Below are 15,841 nucleotides of genomic sequence, written 5' to 3'. Positions count from 1 at the left end.
CGGCGCGAGAACAAGAAAAGGGTGGGACGTCGGTCGATGAGACCGCCAGCGTCTCCACCCTTTTTTGCTGTCCAGTCGGAGTTTGAATGAGCGTCACCACATCGGGTTTGCAGTCGAAGTCGAGCCGTCGGGCCATCAGGCATTTCGTCGAACTCGTCAGTTCGATGCGCTTCGCTATCGCGTTGCTGGTCATTCTGGCGATCGCGAGCATCATCGGTACGGTGCTCACGCAAGAGGACCCGTATCCCAACTACGTGAATCAGTTCGGTCCGTTCTGGGCCGACATCTTCCGCGGCGTGAGCCTCTACAACGTGTACAGCGCGTGGTGGTTCATGCTCATCCTGATCTTCCTCGTGATCTCGGTGTCGTTGTGCGTCGTGCGCAACAGCCCGAAGATGATCGCGGACCTCAAGAGCTGGAAGGATCGCGTGCATGAAGGCGGCCTGCGCGCGTTCCATCACAAGGGCGAGTTCGCGGTATCGACGAATCGCGCGCAGACAGCCGCGACGCTCGAGCGGCTCGCCGCGAAGATGGGCTATCGCTTCAAGACGCGCGAGACCGACAACGGCGCGACGCTCATCACCGCCAAGCGCGGCGCGATGACGAAGATCGGCTACATCTCGGCGCACGTCGCGATCGTCGTGATCTGCATCGGCGGGCTGCTCGACAGCAATCTGCCCATCAAATTGCAGATGTGGATGTTCAACAAGACGCCGATCGTCAGCAACGCCGTCATCAACGACATTCCGCCAGAGCATCGTCTTTCGACGTCGAATCCGACGTTCCGCGGCTACGCGTGGGTGCCGGAAGGGCAGAACGTCGGCACGGCGATCCTGAATCAGCAGGACGGCTCGATCATCCAGGATCTGCCGTTTTCGATTCAGTTGAACAAGTTCATCGTCGATTACTACTCGACCGGCATGCCGAAGCTCTTCGCGAGCGACATCGTCGTGATCGATCACAAGACGGGCAAGCGCATTCCGGCGCGCGTCGAAGTGAACAAGCCGTTCACGTACGACGGCATCTCGATCTATCAGTCGAGTTTCCAGGACGGCGGCTCGAAGCTCGAAATGACCGCATGGCCGATGACCGGCGGCAGCGCGAAGACTTCGCCTTTCAACGGCACGATCGGCGGCACGTCGCCGATCGGCACGCAGTTCACCGGCGCGCAAGGTGAAACCGTCGAGTTCACGGATTTCCGCGCGATCAACGTCGAGAACATGACCGACGGCAGCGGTGCACCGGACGCGCGCGGTGTCGGCAAGACGGAAACGCTGCGCGACGCATTCGACGAGCGTCTCGGCTCCGGCGCGAAAACCTCGAAGCCGACGGATCTGCGCAATATCGGTCCGTCCGTGCAATACAAGGTGCGCGGCACGGACGGCCAGGCGCGCGAGTACAGCAATTACATGCTGCCGGTCGATGTGAGCGGACAGCGCATGTTCCTCGCAGGCATGCGCGTGAGCCCGAACGATCCGTTCCGCTACCTGCGCATTCCCGCCGACGAACAGGGCACGATGAAACAGTGGATGGACTTGCGCGCCGCGCTCGCCACGCCCGCGACGCGCGTCGAGGCCGCGCACCGGTTTGCGGTGCGTTCGGTTCCGCAGGAAAACGGCGAGTTGCAGAAGCATCTGGAAGAAAGCGCGGTTCGCGTGCTGAATCTCTTCGCTGGCGTCGACGAAACGGGCAAGGCGACGACGAATCCGCAGATGATTGGCGGTTTCCAGAGCATCGCGACGTTCATCGACCGTTCGGTGCCGAAGGGCGAGCAGGAAAAGGCGGCGGGCCTCTTGATGCGCATGCTCGAAGGCGCGATGTGGGACGTATGGCAGATTTCCCGCGAGCAAAACGGCCAGCCCGACGCTAAAGTGGATGAAAAGAACTCCGCATTCGTTCAGTCGTCCATCAACGCGCTTTCCGATAGCTTTCTGTACGGTTCGCCCGTCTTTCTGCAACTGGACAACTTCAAGCAGGTGCAAGCTTCGGTATTCCAGTTGACGCGCGCGCCGGGTAAAAATCTGGTGTATCTTGGCAGCCTTCTGCTGGTCGTCGGGATTTTCTCGATGTTCTACGTCCGCGAACGCCGGCTCTGGTTCTGGCTCAAAGATGCAGGGCAGGGCGGCGCGAGCGTGCTGATGGCGATGTCGACGGCGCGCCGGACGTTCGATTTCGAGAAGGAGTTCGTCCGCACGCGCGCGCAGATCGCGGCAGCGCTCGACGCGAAGCCGACAGAACCGGCTGATCCGTCCCCGGCATCCAGTGCGCCCCAGCACTCGCAATCCGAGACTCCGAGCTCGGAAGTTTCGACACGGTAAGATCATGGACCTCACACAGACTTCCTCCCACGCCTCCGCCAAGACGGAACGTCCGGCATCGAGCCTTCCCGATGTCGCCGTGTTCGACGATCGTCCGTTCCTGCGCCGACTGACGCTGATCGATTGGCTCTTCGCCCTCGCGATGGTCGCAGGCGCGGGTTTCGCGCTGAACCGCTATCACGCGTACATGGATGTGTACGACACGGCGGTGCTGGTCGGCGCAGTGCCGACGTTCGTCGTGCTCGGCTGGCGCTGGAAACCGGTGCGTCTGCTGATCGCGATGATCGCGCTGCTCGCGCTGTCGTCGATCCAGCTTTATCAGCACGATCTCGCACGCGCCGACACCAATTTTTTCCTCAAGTACTTCCTGTCGAGTCAATCGGCGATCCTGTGGATGAGCGCGCTCTTCATCCTCGCGACGCTCTTTTACTGGATTGGACTCGTGACACGCTCGCAGACCGGCGGCGCGATCGGTTCGCGCATGACATGGGTCGCGGTGCTGATGGGCTTCACCGGCCTGATGGTGCGCTGGTACGAGTCGTACATGATCGGCTCGGACGTCGGCCATATTCCGATCTCGAATCTGTATGAAGTGTTCGTGCTGTTCTGCCTGATCACGGCGCTGTTCTACCTCTACTACGAACAGCATTACTCGACGCGGCAGATGGGCGCGTTCGTGCTGCTCGTGATCAGCGCGGCCGTCGGCTTCCTGATGTGGTACTCGATCGCCCGCGACGCGCAGCAAATCCAGCCGCTCGTGCCCGCGCTGCAAAGCTGGTGGATGAAGATCCACGTGCCGGCGAACTTCATCGGCTACGGCAGCTTCGCGCTCTCGGCGATGGTCTCCGTCGCGTACCTCGCGAAACAGCGCGGTTTCATGGCGGACCGCCTGCCGTCGCTCGAAGTCCTCGACGACGTGATGTACAAGTCGATCGCCGTCGGCTTCGCGTTCTTCACGATCGCGACGATTCTCGGCGCGCTGTGGGCCGCGGAAGCGTGGGGCGGTTACTGGAGCTGGGACCCGAAGGAAACGTGGGCGCTGATCGTCTGGTTGAACTACGCGGCGTGGCTGCACATGCGTCTCATGAAGGGCCTGCGCGGCGCGGCGGCGGCGTGGTGGGCGCTCACCGGCCTGATCGTCACGACGTTCGCCTTCCTCGGCGTGAACATGTTCCTGTCGGGCTTGCATAGTTACGGCAAGCTCTGATCGGTTGTTTCGACTGTTAAAAAAAACCGCCATGCATCACGCTGGCGGTTTTTTTTTGCTTTTTCGGTGGAATACTGGCGTCGGGACTGCTGTTTTCCCTTTATGAGCATTCAGCGGCGACATCCTGAGCGTCGCAATGGAAGGAACGCAAATGTGGATCAAACGAAATCGTCATCTGTATGGCGACGACATCGCGGGTCATGAGATCACGCCGCGCGACGTGTTCGAAAATCGCCGGCGCGCGCTGCGCTCGATCGGCGCGTTCGCCGCAACAGGACTCGCCGGCGCAAGCAGCCTCGCCCACGCGACGCTCACGTCGCCGGACGCCAAAGGCCAGAAGCTCGTGTCGGCGAAGACCAATCCGAAGTTCGTCGCGCTGGACAAGCCGACGTCGTTCAAGGACATCACGACCTACAACAACTTCTACGAATTTGGCACCGACAAGGGCGATCCCGTCGAGCACGCGGGTACGTTGCGTCCGCGTCCGTGGAAGGTGTCGGTCGAAGGCGCGATCAAGAACCCGAAGGTCTACGACATCGACGATATCCTGAAGCTCGCGCCGCTCGAAGAACGCGTGTACCGGCTGCGCTGCGTCGAAGGCTGGTCGATGGTGATTCCGTGGATCGGCGTGTCGTTGTCCGAGCTCATCAAGCGCGCCGAGCCGACGGGCAGTGCGAAGTACGTGCAGTTCATCACGCTCGCCGATCCGTCGCAGATGCCGGGCCTCTCGACGCCGATTCTCGAATGGCCGTATTCCGAAGGTCTGCGCATGGACGAGGCGATGAACCCGCTCACGCTCCTGACCGTCGGTTTGTACGGCCAGGTGCTGCCGAACCAGAACGGCGCGCCCGTGCGCGTGGTCGTGCCGTGGAAATACGGCTTCAAGAGCGCGAAGTCGCTCGTGAAGATCCGCTTCGTCGAGAAAGAGCCGCCGACGAGCTGGAATCTTTACGCGCCGAGCGAATACGGCTTCTTTTCGAACGTGAATCCGAACGTCGATCATCCGCGCTGGAGTCAGGCGACGGAGCGGCGCATCGGCGAGGACGGCTTCTTTGCGCCGAAGCGCAAGACGCTTATGTTCAACGGCTACGGCGATCAGGTCGCGTCGTTGTATCAGGGCATGGATCTCAAGAAGAACTTCTGAACGATGCCGACCGCTTCCGATATCAAAGGCACGCGGGCGAGCGCGGGCGTTCGCTGGGTCGTTCCGGCGAAGGTCGTCGTATTCATCGCGATGCTGTTTCCGCTCGCGCGACTCGTGCTGCTCGGCGTGACGGGCGGCCTGGGCGCGAATCCGATCGAATTCATCACGCGATCGACCGGTCTCTGGACGCTCGTCTATCTGTGCATCACGCTCGCGATCACCCCGGTGCGCCGCATGACCGGCATCACGGCGCTCGCGCGCTTTCGCCGGATGATCGGGCTGTACGCGTTCTTCTTCGCCGTGCTGCATTTCACGACGTACATCTGGTTCGACAAATGGTTCGATGTCGCCGCGATGCTGAAGGACATCGGCAAGCGGCCGTTCATCACGGTGGGTTTCGCGGCGTTCGTGCTGCTGATTCCGCTCGCGGTCACATCGCCGAAAGTCATGGTGAGAAAACTCGGGCGCCGCTGGCAGACCTTGCATCGCGCGATCTATCTGATCGCCGCGCTCGCGATCCTGCATTTCTGGTGGATGAAGGCGGGCAAGCACGATTTCGAACTGCCGAAGATCTACGGCTCGATCGTGATCGTCCTGCTCGGCTGGCGCGTGATCGCGTGGCTTCGAACGCGAGCGACACGGCGGCGCGCATAAAAAAAGCGATGCCTCGGCATCGCTTTTTTGTTGAAGCGTACGAAGCTTCAGTCCGGCAGAATCGATTCCCCGGCGAACAACTGCTTCACGTCTTCGCGTTCGCGCACGAGACGCGCGCGTTCGCCATCGACCATGATTTCGGCGGCGCGCGGACGCGTGTTGTAGTTCGAGCTCATCACGAAGCCGTACGCGCCCGCGGAGCAGATCGCGAGCAGGTCGCCCGGTTCGATGGCCAGTTCACGGTCCCGCCCGAGCCAGTCGCCGCTTTCGCAGACCGGACCGACGACATCGTACTTGTGCGCCTGCGCGTCGCGCTTCACGACCGGCACGATGCGATGAAACGCCTCGTACATCGCGGGACGCGCGAGATCGTTCATCGCGGCATCGACGATGGCGAAGTTCTTTTCCTCGCCCGGCTTCAGAAACTCGACGCGCGTCAACAGTACGCCGGCATTGCCGACGAGCGAACGCCCCGGCTCGAAATACACTTCGCGCTGACCGTGGCCGCGTTTCTCGATGTGATCGAGCACCGTCTTCACGAACTCGCCGATATCGGGCGGCGTTTCGTCGTCGTACGTGATGCCGAGACCGCCGCCGACATTGACGTGATGAATGTGCATGCCGTCCGCTTCGATCTGCTCGACGAGCTCGAGCAGTTTGTCGACGGCATCCAGATACGGGCTGATCTCGGTGATCTGCGAACCGATGTGACAGTCGATGCCGACGACATCGAGGTTCGACATCGCATGCGCTTGCGCGTAGGTCGCGCGCGCATCGCTGAACGCGACGCCGAACTTGTTCGACTTGAGGCCCGTGGAGATGTACGGATGCGTCTTCGCATCGACGTCGGGATTCACGCGTAACGAAACCGGCGCTGTCTTGCCGAGCGATGCCGCGACTTCGTTCAACGCGTGCAGCTCGGGAATCGACTCGACGTTGAAGCCCTTCACGCCTGCTTCGAGCGCTTCGCGCATTTCCGCCGCCGACTTGCCGACGCCCGAAAACACCGTATTCTCCGCCTTGCCGCCCGCCGCGAGCACCCGCGCGAGTTCGCCCGACGACACGATGTCGAAGCCCGAACCCATGCGCGCGAACACGTTGAGCACGGCGAGATTGCTGTTCGCCTTCACCGCGACGTGGACCGTCGCGTGACGGCCCGCGCATGCATCGGCGTAGGCGCGATAGGCGCGTGTTATCGCATCGCGCGAATAGACGTAGAGGGGCGTGCCGAACTGCTCCGCGAGCGACGCGGCTGAAACGCCTTCGGCGTGCAGCACGCCGTCGACGTAGTGGAATGCGGAATCACTCATGCGTGGAATCGAAAATGCGCCGTGAAGGCTTGGGGATCAATAAGCGGACGACGCGGCTTTCGGCGCCGATGCGGCGTTGGGGCTGGTCTTCAGGTCCGTCTCGGGCGAGAGCGACAGCGGCTGACCCGATGTATCCGGAATGCTGCCCGCACGCGATGCGGTTTCGCTGCCCGGAGTGACATTCGAAGGCGGCGTATTCTGGAGATCGTTTGGACGTTGCGGTAGCGGGGGCACCTTCGGCAGATAGAGCGAACCGCGTTGCCCGCAACCGCCCAGCGTGATCGTTGCCGCGGCGCCGATGCTCAAAGCCGCTACAATCGCGCTCATCCTGAAAACGACTCGCATGACCGTCCCTAAACGTTGAATCGATGGAGTTTAGCATGACAGACCAGGAATACCTGACGCTGGCGGAGGCCGCGCTGACCGCCATCGAACGCTCGGTGGATCAAGCCGAAGCGGATATCGAATTCGAACGCAGCGGCAATGTTTTGACGCTGGAGTTCGAGAATCGCACGAAGGTGATCGTGAACCTGCAACCGCCGAAACATGAGATCTGGCTCGCCGCGAAGGCGGGCGGTTTTCACTACAAGTACGTCGACGGCGCCTGGCGCGACACGCGCGACAACAGCGAATTCTTTGCCACGCTGAGCAAGTATTCGAGCGAACAGGCCGGCGAGCCGATCAAGTTCAAGGCGTAAAAAAAGCGAGCGGACCGCGTGGTCCGCTCGCTTCGAATGTCGCAGGGCAGGACTACTGCCCCTTGAACAGATTCATGATGTCCTGCTTCTCCTGTTCGCCGACTTCGGGCGCCGGCGCCGTCACGCCGGACACGCCTTCCTGCGGCGGTGCCTGACTCACGCCGATGGTCGCGACAAAGCCGTGGCCCGGCGTCATGTCGTCGTAATACAGCTCGTTACCGAGCGACGTGATATCGGGCGGCATCATCGGCTTGTACTCGGGCACGCCCTTCAGCGCGCGGCTCATGTAATCCATCCATACCGGCAACGCGAGGCCGCCGCCGGTTTCCTTGTCGCCGAGGGTGCGCGGATTGTCATAGCCGATCCACGCAATCGCGACGAGCGTGCGCTGATAACCGGCGAACCACGCGTCGCGCGAATCGTTCGTCGTGCCCGTCTTGCCGGCGAGATCGCCGCGCTTCAACTGATTCGTTTTCGAGCCCGTGCCGTGCTGCGCGACGCTCTGCAGCAGGCTGTTCATCACGAACGCGTTGCGCGGCGTGATCGCGAGCGGCGCGCTTTGCTGGGCGACGAGCGGCTGCGGATGCGACACGACGCGGCCGTAAGGATCGGTGATATCGGCGATCAGATACGGATTCACGCGATAACCGCCGTTCGCGAACACCGCATAGCCCGCCGCCATTTGCAGCGGCGTCACGAGGCCCGCGCCGAGCGCCATCGGCAGATAGGCGGGATGGCGGTCCGCATCGAAACCGAAGCGCGTGATGTACTGCTGCGCGTACTTCGTCCCGATATGACTCAGGATGCGGATCGACACCATGTTCTTCGAGCGTTGCAGCGCGGAGCGCATCGACATCGGGCCGTCGAAGCCGCCGCCGTAATTCTTCGGCTCCCACGCCTGGCCGCCGGTCTCGGCGGCGCTGAAGAAGAGCGGGCCATCGTTGATGATCGTCGCGGGCGAAAGACCTTTCTCGAGCGACGCCGAATAGATGAACGGCTTGAAGCTCGAACCCGGCTGACGCCAAGCCTGCGTGACGTGATTGAACTTGTTCTTGTTGAAGTCGAAGCCGCCGACGAGCGCGCGGATCGCACCGTCCTGAGGCACCATCGAGACGAACGCGCCTTCGACTTGCGGCAATTGCGTGATGATCCAGTTGCCGTCGTCGTTCTTCATGAGACGCACGATCGCGCCCGGGCGGATGCGCGAATTCGGCTGAGCGCGCGAGCTCAGCGCGAACTGGACGAAGCGCAGATCGTTGCCGGTGATGGTCGCCGTGTTGCCGTCGATGAAGCTCGCCTTCACTTCCTTCGGACTCGCCGACGTCACCACCGCCGCGACGATCTCGCCGTTGTCGGGATGCTCGGCGAGCGCGTCGTCGATGGCCTGCTCGCGGTCATCGGCATCCTTCGGCAAATCGATATAGCCTTCCGGCCCGCGATAGCCATGCCGATGCTCGTAGTCCATCAAGCCGTTGCGCAACGCGCGATAGGCGGTGTCCTGATCGGCGGAATCGATCGTCGTCACGACGTTCAGACCGCGCGTGTACGCTTCCTCGCGGTATTGCGCGTACATCATCTGACGCACCATTTCCGCGACGTACTCGGCGTGCACGCTGAACTCGCGGCCCTGTCCCTTCACGACGAGCGGCTGATTCACGGCCTGGTCGTAGTCCGCCTGGGTGATGAAATTCAGCTCGCGCATACGTTGCAGGATGTACTCCTGCCGCACTTTCGCGCGCTTCGGATTGACGACCGGGTTATATGCCGACGGCGCCTTCGGCAGGCCCGCGAGCATCGCGGCCTCGGCGAGCGTGACATCCTTCAGATCCTTGCCGAAGTAGACCCGCGCCGCGCTCGCGAAACCGTACGCGCGCTGCCCGAGATAGATCTGATTCATATAGACCTCGAGAATCTGATCCTTCGTCAGCGCGCGCTCGATCTTGTATGCGAGCAGCATTTCGTAAATCTTGCGCGTGTAGGTTTTCTCGCTCGACAGGAAAAAGTTGCGCGCGACCTGCATCGTGATCGTGCTCGCGCCTTGCGACGCGTGGCCGTTGGTCAGCGCCACCGAGCCCGCGCGCAGAATGCCGGTGAGATCGACGCCGCCGTGATCGTAGAAGCGCGAGTCCTCGATGGCGAGCACGGCTTTTTTCAGATGATCGGGCACGTCCTGAATGCGCACGACGCTGCGGCGCTCTTCGCCGAATTCACCGATCAGAACGTGATCCGCCGTATAGATGCGCAGCGGAACCTTCGGCTTGTAGTCGGTGAGCGCTTCGAGCGAAGGCAGATTCGGCATCGCGACGACGAGCGCGTAGCCGAGCACGAGGCCCGCGCAGACGACGAGCGCGAACACACTGACGAAAAATCCGAGCATGAGCCGCGCCCACCATGGGCGCTTGGCTTTTTTGGGCCTCTCGGGCGGCGTGGACGGCGGGTTAGACGAGGAAGAAGATTGCATTGGCACCACCAAAAACGGTCACGCGATTATAGCTGTCCGGTTTTTCGACTTTTCCGAAGCTTTTCGGCGCGCCGGTCGCGCCCTCTGGCCGCTGTCTTCAAGATACGCGCGATCGTGCGGGGAAGCATCCTTCTATCGTGAGCGTTGGCCATTCGGCCGAGTGTTCGCCGCCGATCACGCTCGCGACAATCTTTCCACGTCAAGCGCCCGAACGGTTCGGTGCGCGAGTGAATGGAAGGAGTGGCTGATGAGTAAGGAAAACACGCTGCGCGGCACGATGCTGACGGTCACGCGGCGCTACGCGGCGGGCATCGACGTGGGCGAGGACGCGGTGCGGCTCGCCATCGTGAGCAGGCGGCTGAGAGCGAATGCGGCGGTGTGCGTCGAACATCTGGATTCGGTGGCGCTGCCGTCGGGCGCGGTGATCGACGGCGATTTCGTCGATCGCGAGGCGATCGTTGCGGCTTTGCGCGAGGCGTTCGGGCGCCTGCCGGAAAGCGGCGCGTGGCGGGCGCTGCGCTGCGCGATGGGCTTGCCCGCGTCGGCGACGCTCACAATGCAGATTCCGCTCGCACGTCTGATCGATACCGATGAGCAGCTCGCGGGCGCCATCGGCGGCGATCCGCGCGGCATGCTCGAACCGGCGGTGCTCATGGAAGCGGAGCGCGCGGCGGGGATCGAACGCGGCGCGCTGGCGGTGGACTGGTCCGTACAGGCCCGCGAGGACGGCGAGGCGCAGGTCGCGATCGCGGCCACGGCGCGGCGGCATGTCGAGGCGCGCGTCGAAACGGCGGCGGAGGCGGGCATCGCGCTATCCGCCATCGACGGCGAACCGGCCGCCGCGTTGCGCGCAATGCGCCATGCCGGCTCGGTCGAGCTGGACGCGGATGCGCGCTATCTCGTCTGCTGGCTGGAAAGCACCGGTCTGCATGGCTGGCTCGTCGGCGGGCGCGGCGTGGAAAACGAAATCCGATATCCCGCGCCGGAACATCGGAGTATTTCCGACGCGCTGCACGAACTCGCCGGGCAGGAGGCGCCGCTGGACTGCATCTACGTCGGCGGACAGATCGAGCTGTTGGCGCACGCGAGCCTTCCGCTTCCCGTTCTGGGCAAGACCTTCGGCTGCCCGGCGCTGCCTTTCGAAGCCGCGCCGTACTGCAACGGCGGCTCCGACATCCAGGCCGCGCACCGCGATTCGCCGCGCTTCGCGGCCGCGTTCGGGCTGGCCTTGCGCGAGGTGCTGCAATGAGCGCCGCCATGCTCGACGGTTTCAATCTTCTGCCGTATCGCGCGCGAAAACGCCGCGAAGTACGGCGTCAGCGGCTGGCGCTGCTCGGCTCGGTGACGCTGGCAGGCTGCGCGGCTGTCGGCGCCGTGGCCGGCTGGGATATGTTCGAGCGCGCCCGTCTGGACGAGCGACGCATGGCGCTGGAGGCGTCGCTGCGCACATCGGGCGCGCAGATCGACGAACATGCGCGGCTCGTTCGCGCCGAATCGGATCGGCGGCGCGCGCGTGAAGCTGCGCAGCCTTTGGCGTTGCCGCGCGAGCGCTTTATCGCACTGCTCGAAGCGCTCGCGGACGCGCCGCTGCAACGCGGCGTCGCGCTTCAACGCGTGTCGCAGCGAACGAACGAGGTCGAGCTTGCCGCGCTCGCTCCCGATTCGCAGGCGGCCGCGCAATGGCTCAAGCGGCTGGAGCGCGTGCGCGGCGTGCAGGCGGTCGAAGTAGTCGAGATGAAGCGGCGCGCGGAACCGGCGCCGTCGGGCAAGCGCGGCGCGTCGCCAATTGTCGGAGAACATTCCGCGCGCTTCGAGTTCGTGGCCCTCGTGCGATACGCGCCGGATCATTCGCGCGATGAAGCCGCGTCGCGTCAGGCGCTTCCGATATTGACAGCGACGCAGGAGAAACGGCCATGAGCACGATTCCGATGAACTTCGCAGCGAAGACGCGTTCGCGCGGCGCGCCGTCCATCCTGCAGCCGCTCGACGAATGGTCGCGGCGTCGGACCGCGTGCGTTGCGATTGCGTTGGGTCTGCTCGTCTTCGTGTTCGGTCTGCGCGCCTGGCGGACCTTCGACCCGAGCCAGCTCGACGCGGCCCGCGTCGCGTGGGCGGCGACGCAAGCGAAGGTGCATGACGCGGGGCGCATCGCGGCGGAACTGCCCGACCTGCGAGCGCGGGCGGCGTCGGGCCGCATGGAGCCGGAGCACTGGAGCGCGGCCGACGCGTTGCGCGCCATCGCGGATCTGGCGGCGCAGAGCGGCCTGCGCGTTGCTGATATCGAGCCGGTTGCGATAAAGGTCGGCGAGCCGAAGGTGGCTCAGCCGATTCCGGAGCGCGCACTCAGACTGCGCGCGGAAGGCGCCTTCCCTGAAATCCGACGCTTCCTGGAAGCGCTCGCCGGCCTGCCACGGCTCGTCGTGCCGGAAAGCGTGCAGATCAAACGACAGCCGGGCACGCTCGCCATCGCAGCGACGCTGCGCAACTTCGAGACGCGGCCGGCGATATCGCCCGCCACAGCGTCGCGCGCCGATGCGTTCGTCGTCGATCCGTTCGGCAACGCGGACGCAACGACGCAGAACGGCGACATGCTGCTCGTGGGGACGTTCGTCGGACGCCGTCGTGCGATGGCGCTGTTGCAGAGCGGCCGCGATGTCGATGCGTTTGCGCCGGGGCAGAAGATCGGTGACGAATGGCTCGGGCGCGTCGTGCCGCGTGCGATCGAGCTTGCTCGTACCGATGGCATTTCGCGCAAGCTGACATTCGCGGAGGATCGCACGTGAGCCAGTTCGCGAAGCTTTCACGCAGATTCGCGGCAACGGGCGCGGCCGTGCTGCTGGTCGCGCACGTGGCGCTCGCAGCCGAAAGCGCCGATGCGATCATCGCGCCCCTGCCGCCGCTGCCCGCATCGTTCGACGCACAGTCTGTCGATCCGCTCGTACCCGACGCGCCGGTCGTCCCTCAGAGCGCGGAAGCACCCGCGCCCGAAAAGCCCGCAGCCGAAACGGCGGACGCACTGGAAGGCCCGCCGGTGCCTTTGCCGGAACTCGAACGATTGAGCCGCGCAAATCACGACGGAAACGACGACGGCAAACCGATCACCCTCGATCTGAAAAACGCCGACCTCAGCGCCGCGCTGCACGCATTTGCACGCTTCACGGGACTGAACATCGTCGCGAGCGAAAAGGTGCGCGGACAGGTGTCGATGAATCTCGTCGCCGTGCCGTGGCGCCGCGCGTTCGACACGCTCCTCGAAGTCAACGGTCTCGCGATGGAACAGCACGGCAACGTAATCTGGGTCGCGCCGCTCGCCGAACTTGCCGCGCGCGAGAAGCTGCGCTTCGAGGCGCACGCGCGCGCCGCGGATCTCGAACCGCTCGCGAGTCGTACGTTCGTGCTGCGCTATTCGCGCGCGGAAGACCTGCGCAAGATGCTGACCGGCTCGGGCAGTCAGCGCGTGCTGTCGAAACGCGGCTCCGCCATCGCCGATGCGCGCACGAACCTGCTCTTCGTCACCGACCTCGACGCGCGCGTCCGGCAGATCGCCGAGTTGATCTCGCTGATCGACAAGCCGACGCCGCAGGTGATGATCGAGGCGAAGATCGTCGAGGGCGAGGCGGGGCTGTCGCGCAATCTCGGCGTCAAGCTGGGCGTCGCGTCGCAGAACGATCCCGCGACCGGGTTGACGGGCGGCAAGGACGGTGTGGTATACGATCTGTCGGCGGGGCCGATCAACGGTTTCGACGCGGCGACCGCCGGGCTCACATTGTTCGTCGCGCAGGCGACGCGACTGCTCAATGTCCAACTGAGCGCGCTGGAGGCGGAAGGACGCGGACAAATCGTATCGAGCCCGCGCGTAGTGACGGCGGACCGGATGAAGTCCATCGTCGAACAGGGCATGGATGTGCCGTATCAGGCGAAGGTCGGCAACGGCGTATCGGGCGTGCAGTTTCGGCGCGCAACGCTCAAACTGGAGGTTGAGCCGCAGATCACGCCGCATGGCCACGTCATTCTCGATCTCGACATCACGAAAGACAGCCTCGGCGAGCAGACGGCGAACGGGCCGGCCATCCAGACCAAGCACGTCCAGACGCGCGTGGAAGTGGAAAACGGCGGCACCGTGGCGATCGGCGGCATTTATTCCGATGACGAGCGACAGGACACGACCGGCGTTCCGGGACTGTCGAAATTGCCTGTGATCGGCTGGCTGTTCCGTCACGACGCGCGACGCAGCTCGAAGAGCGAACTCGTCATATTGATTACGCCGCGTGTGATCGCGCCGAGCGGCTGAACGCCGGCTCCCGGGCGGCGCGACTCGACAAAGCGGGCGGTTTGCCCTTAAGCTGCCGCACGAAGAAATTCGATACTGTAAAAGGATCCAGGTTGCAGGAAGGGCACGCGAACGCGAACATTTTTTTCGTCGGACTCATGGGGGCGGGTAAGACCACCGTGGGCCGTGCGGTTGCGCGCCGTCTGCAGCGCTCGTTCATCGACTCGGATCAGGAGATCGAGGCGCGCACGGGCGCCCGCATCCCGGTGATCTGGGAACTGGAAGGCGAGGCGGGTTTTCGTCAGCGCGAGGCGAACGTCATCGACGAGCTTTCGCAGCGAAACGGCATCGTGCTCGCGACGGGCGGCGGCGCAGTGCTGCGGCCCGAGAATCGCGAACATCTGAAGAATCGCGGCATCGTCATATATCTGCGCGCCAATCCGCACGATCTCTGGCAGCGCACGCGGCGCGACAAGAATCGTCCGCTCCTGCAGACCGATGATCCGCGCGGCAAGCTCGAAGCACTCTTTCAGACGCGCGATCCGCTGTATCACGAATGCGCGCATTTCGTCGTGGAAACGGGGCGGCCGACCGTCAACGCGCTCGTTAATATGGTCCTGATGCAACTGGAGGTCGCCGGCGTCGTCAAGTCGGCTGAGTCATAATGTCCGCCATGATTACCCCAACGATCACCGTCAACGTCGAACTGGGCGAGCGCGCCTATCCCATTCATATCGGAGCGGGTCTGATCGGCCGCACGGAACTCTTCGCGCCGCATATCAAGGGCGCGTCCGTGGCGATCGTCACGAATTCCACCATCGATCCGCTCTACGGCGACCAGTTGCGCGCCGCGCTCGAACCGCTCGGCAAGAAAGTGACCACGGTGGTCCTGCCGGACGGCGAAGCGCACAAGAACTGGGAAACGCTCAACCAGATCTTCGATGCGCTGCTCACCGAACGCGCCGATCGCAAGACGACGCTGATCGCACTCGGCGGCGGAGTCGTCGGCGACATGACCGGTTTCGCGGCGGCGAGCTACATGCGCGGCGTGCCGTTCATCCAGGTGCCGACCACGCTGCTTTCGCAAGTCGATTCGTCGGTCGGCGGCAAGACGGGCATCAATCATCCGCTCGGCAAGAACATGATCGGCGCGTTCTATCAGCCGCAAGCGGTCATCGCGGATATCGGCGCGCTGCACTCGTTGCCGGAGCGCGAACTCGCGGCGGGCATCGCGGAAGTCATCAAGACCGCGGCCATCGCAGATGCCGAATTCTTCGAATGGATCGAAGCCAACATCGACGCGCTGAATCGCCGTGACGACGAAGCGCTCGCGCACGCAGTGAAGCGTTCGTGCGAGATCAAGGCGTCGGTCGTCGCGTCGGACGAGCGCGAAGGCGGCCGGCGCGCCATTCTCAATTTCGGCCACACCTTCGGCCATGCGATCGAAGCCGGGCTCGGCTACGGCGAATGGCTGCACGGCGAGGCGGTCGGCTGCGGCATGGTGATGGCGGCGGATCTGTCGGTGCGCCTCGGCAAGCTCGACGAAGCCGCGCGCCGGCGTCTCGTGCGCGTGATCGAAGCGGCGAAACTGCCCGTCACGGCGCCACAACTCGGCGACGACCGCTATGTCGATCTGATGATGATCGACAAGAAGGCCGAAGCCGGCGAGATCAAATTCATTCTGCTGACCCGCTTCGGCGCGACCGAGATCACGAGCGCGCCCGATCAGGCCGTGCGCGCGACGCTCGCAGCCAGCGTCTGATCCGCGCGAGCGGCGGC

The 15,841-nt window shown here is 63.8% G+C and carries 14 protein-coding genes; 11 read left to right on the top strand and 3 right to left on the bottom strand.

What is annotated here, in order from left to right:
* Positions 1 to 86 precede the first annotated feature (86 nt).
* The 4 genes from QCE73_RS13210 to msrQ all read left to right on the top strand — a co-directional run bounded on the left by QCE73_RS13210 (position 87) and on the right by msrQ (position 5,323).
* Positions 87 to 2,318: a cytochrome c biogenesis protein ResB gene (locus QCE73_RS13210; RefSeq protein ID WP_309881572.1), complete on the top strand. Its 2,232-nt coding sequence runs from the start codon at positions 87 to 89 to the stop codon at positions 2,316 to 2,318.
* A 4-nt stretch (positions 2,319 to 2,322) separates the two neighbouring features.
* Complete coding sequence (gene ccsB, locus QCE73_RS13205) at positions 2,323 to 3,525, top strand: c-type cytochrome biogenesis protein CcsB (protein ID WP_035506727.1); 1,203 nt, start codon at positions 2,323 to 2,325, stop codon at positions 3,523 to 3,525.
* 151 nt (positions 3,526 to 3,676) lie between these two features.
* On the top strand, positions 3,677 to 4,669 hold the full coding sequence (gene msrP, locus QCE73_RS13200) for a protein-methionine-sulfoxide reductase catalytic subunit MsrP (RefSeq protein ID WP_309881570.1): 993 nt from the start codon (positions 3,677 to 3,679) through the stop codon (positions 4,667 to 4,669).
* 3 nt (positions 4,670 to 4,672) lie between these two features.
* Positions 4,673 to 5,323 (top strand): protein-methionine-sulfoxide reductase heme-binding subunit MsrQ, encoded by a 651-nt coding sequence (msrQ, locus tag QCE73_RS13195; protein WP_309881569.1) that lies wholly within the window; start codon positions 4,673 to 4,675, stop codon positions 5,321 to 5,323.
* Between the two features lie 47 nt (positions 5,324 to 5,370).
* On the opposite strand, the gene lysA is transcribed toward msrQ, so the two are convergent.
* Positions 5,371 to 6,633, bottom strand: coding sequence for a diaminopimelate decarboxylase (gene lysA / locus QCE73_RS13190; protein WP_187609316.1), 1,263 nt, complete (start codon positions 6,631 to 6,633; stop codon positions 5,371 to 5,373).
* Positions 6,634 to 6,669: 36 nt separating this feature from the next.
* Entirely contained in the window at positions 6,670 to 6,978 is a 309-nt protein-coding gene (locus tag QCE73_RS13185; RefSeq protein WP_035506721.1) for an LPS translocon maturation chaperone LptM, read from the bottom strand.
* A gap of 35 nt (positions 6,979 to 7,013) precedes the next feature.
* On the opposite strand from QCE73_RS13185, the gene cyaY reads away from it, so the two are divergent.
* Entirely contained in the window at positions 7,014 to 7,331 is a 318-nt protein-coding gene (gene cyaY / locus QCE73_RS13180; protein WP_035506719.1) for an iron donor protein CyaY, read from the top strand.
* A 52-nt stretch (positions 7,332 to 7,383) separates the two neighbouring features.
* Here the strand turns inward: cyaY and QCE73_RS13175 are convergent, their stop codons facing one another.
* Positions 7,384 to 9,792, bottom strand: coding sequence for a penicillin-binding protein 1A (locus QCE73_RS13175; protein WP_309881567.1), 2,409 nt, complete (start codon positions 9,790 to 9,792; stop codon positions 7,384 to 7,386).
* Positions 9,793 to 10,039: 247 nt separating this feature from the next.
* On the opposite strand from QCE73_RS13175, the gene pilM reads away from it, so the two are divergent.
* From pilM to aroB, 6 genes are all read left to right on the top strand, one after another.
* Positions 10,040 to 11,041 carry a pilus assembly protein PilM gene (pilM, locus tag QCE73_RS13170; protein WP_309881565.1) on the top strand — a complete coding sequence of 334 codons (1,002 nt, stop codon included), beginning with the start codon at positions 10,040 to 10,042 and terminating at the stop codon, positions 11,039 to 11,041.
* The gene (locus QCE73_RS13165) at positions 11,038 to 11,709 is read left to right on the top strand and encodes a PilN domain-containing protein (RefSeq protein ID WP_309881563.1); all 672 of its coding nucleotides are present in this window, start codon (positions 11,038 to 11,040) and stop codon (positions 11,707 to 11,709) included. The genes pilM and QCE73_RS13165 overlap by 4 nt, the downstream gene beginning before the upstream one ends.
* Positions 11,706 to 12,575, top strand: a complete 870-nt coding sequence (gene pilO, locus QCE73_RS13160) for a type 4a pilus biogenesis protein PilO (RefSeq protein WP_309881560.1) — start codon at positions 11,706 to 11,708, stop codon at positions 12,573 to 12,575. The genes QCE73_RS13165 and pilO overlap by 4 nt, the downstream gene beginning before the upstream one ends.
* Positions 12,572 to 14,083, top strand: a complete 1,512-nt coding sequence (pilQ, locus tag QCE73_RS13155; RefSeq protein ID WP_309881558.1) for a type IV pilus secretin PilQ — start codon at positions 12,572 to 12,574, stop codon at positions 14,081 to 14,083. The genes pilO and pilQ overlap by 4 nt, the downstream gene beginning before the upstream one ends.
* Positions 14,084 to 14,175: 92 nt before the next feature.
* On the top strand, positions 14,176 to 14,727 hold the full coding sequence (aroK, locus tag QCE73_RS13150; protein ID WP_035506705.1) for a shikimate kinase AroK: 552 nt from the start codon (positions 14,176 to 14,178) through the stop codon (positions 14,725 to 14,727).
* Positions 14,727 to 15,824: a 3-dehydroquinate synthase gene (gene aroB, locus QCE73_RS13145; RefSeq protein ID WP_309881556.1), complete on the top strand. Its 1,098-nt coding sequence runs from the start codon at positions 14,727 to 14,729 to the stop codon at positions 15,822 to 15,824. Before aroK ends, aroB begins: the two co-directional genes overlap by 1 nt.
* Positions 15,825 to 15,841 lie beyond the last annotated feature (17 nt).

This window comes from Caballeronia sp. LZ029, assembly GCF_031451275.1.
Taxonomy (GTDB): domain Bacteria; phylum Pseudomonadota; class Gammaproteobacteria; order Burkholderiales; family Burkholderiaceae; genus Caballeronia; species Caballeronia jiangsuensis.
The sequence above is the reverse complement of the archived record's forward strand: the minus strand, read 5'-3'. Positions and strand labels throughout refer to the sequence as shown.

Excerpts from the sequence above, each read along its gene's own strand:
- aroB (WP_309881556.1), top strand. The coding sequence starts at position 14,727 with ATGTCCGCCATGATTACCCCAACGATCACCGTCAACGTCGAACTGGGC.
- QCE73_RS13185 (WP_035506721.1), bottom strand. The coding sequence starts at position 6,978 with ATGCGAGTCGTTTTCAGGATGAGCGCGATTGTAGCGGCTTTGAGCATC.
- QCE73_RS13165 (WP_309881563.1), top strand. The coding sequence starts at position 11,038 with ATGAGCGCCGCCATGCTCGACGGTTTCAATCTTCTGCCGTATCGCGCG.
- ccsB (WP_035506727.1), top strand. The coding sequence starts at position 2,323 with ATGGACCTCACACAGACTTCCTCCCACGCCTCCGCCAAGACGGAACGT.
- msrQ (WP_309881569.1), top strand. The coding sequence starts at position 4,673 with ATGCCGACCGCTTCCGATATCAAAGGCACGCGGGCGAGCGCGGGCGTT.
- pilM (WP_309881565.1), top strand. The coding sequence starts at position 10,040 with ATGAGTAAGGAAAACACGCTGCGCGGCACGATGCTGACGGTCACGCGG.
- QCE73_RS13175 (WP_309881567.1), bottom strand. The coding sequence starts at position 9,792 with ATGCAATCTTCTTCCTCGTCTAACCCGCCGTCCACGCCGCCCGAGAGG.
- QCE73_RS13210 (WP_309881572.1), top strand. The coding sequence starts at position 87 with ATGAGCGTCACCACATCGGGTTTGCAGTCGAAGTCGAGCCGTCGGGCC.
- lysA (WP_187609316.1), bottom strand. The coding sequence starts at position 6,633 with ATGAGTGATTCCGCATTCCACTACGTCGACGGCGTGCTGCACGCCGAA.
- cyaY (WP_035506719.1), top strand. The coding sequence starts at position 7,014 with ATGACAGACCAGGAATACCTGACGCTGGCGGAGGCCGCGCTGACCGCC.
- msrP (WP_309881570.1), top strand. The coding sequence starts at position 3,677 with ATGTGGATCAAACGAAATCGTCATCTGTATGGCGACGACATCGCGGGT.
- pilO (WP_309881560.1), top strand. The coding sequence starts at position 11,706 with ATGAGCACGATTCCGATGAACTTCGCAGCGAAGACGCGTTCGCGCGGC.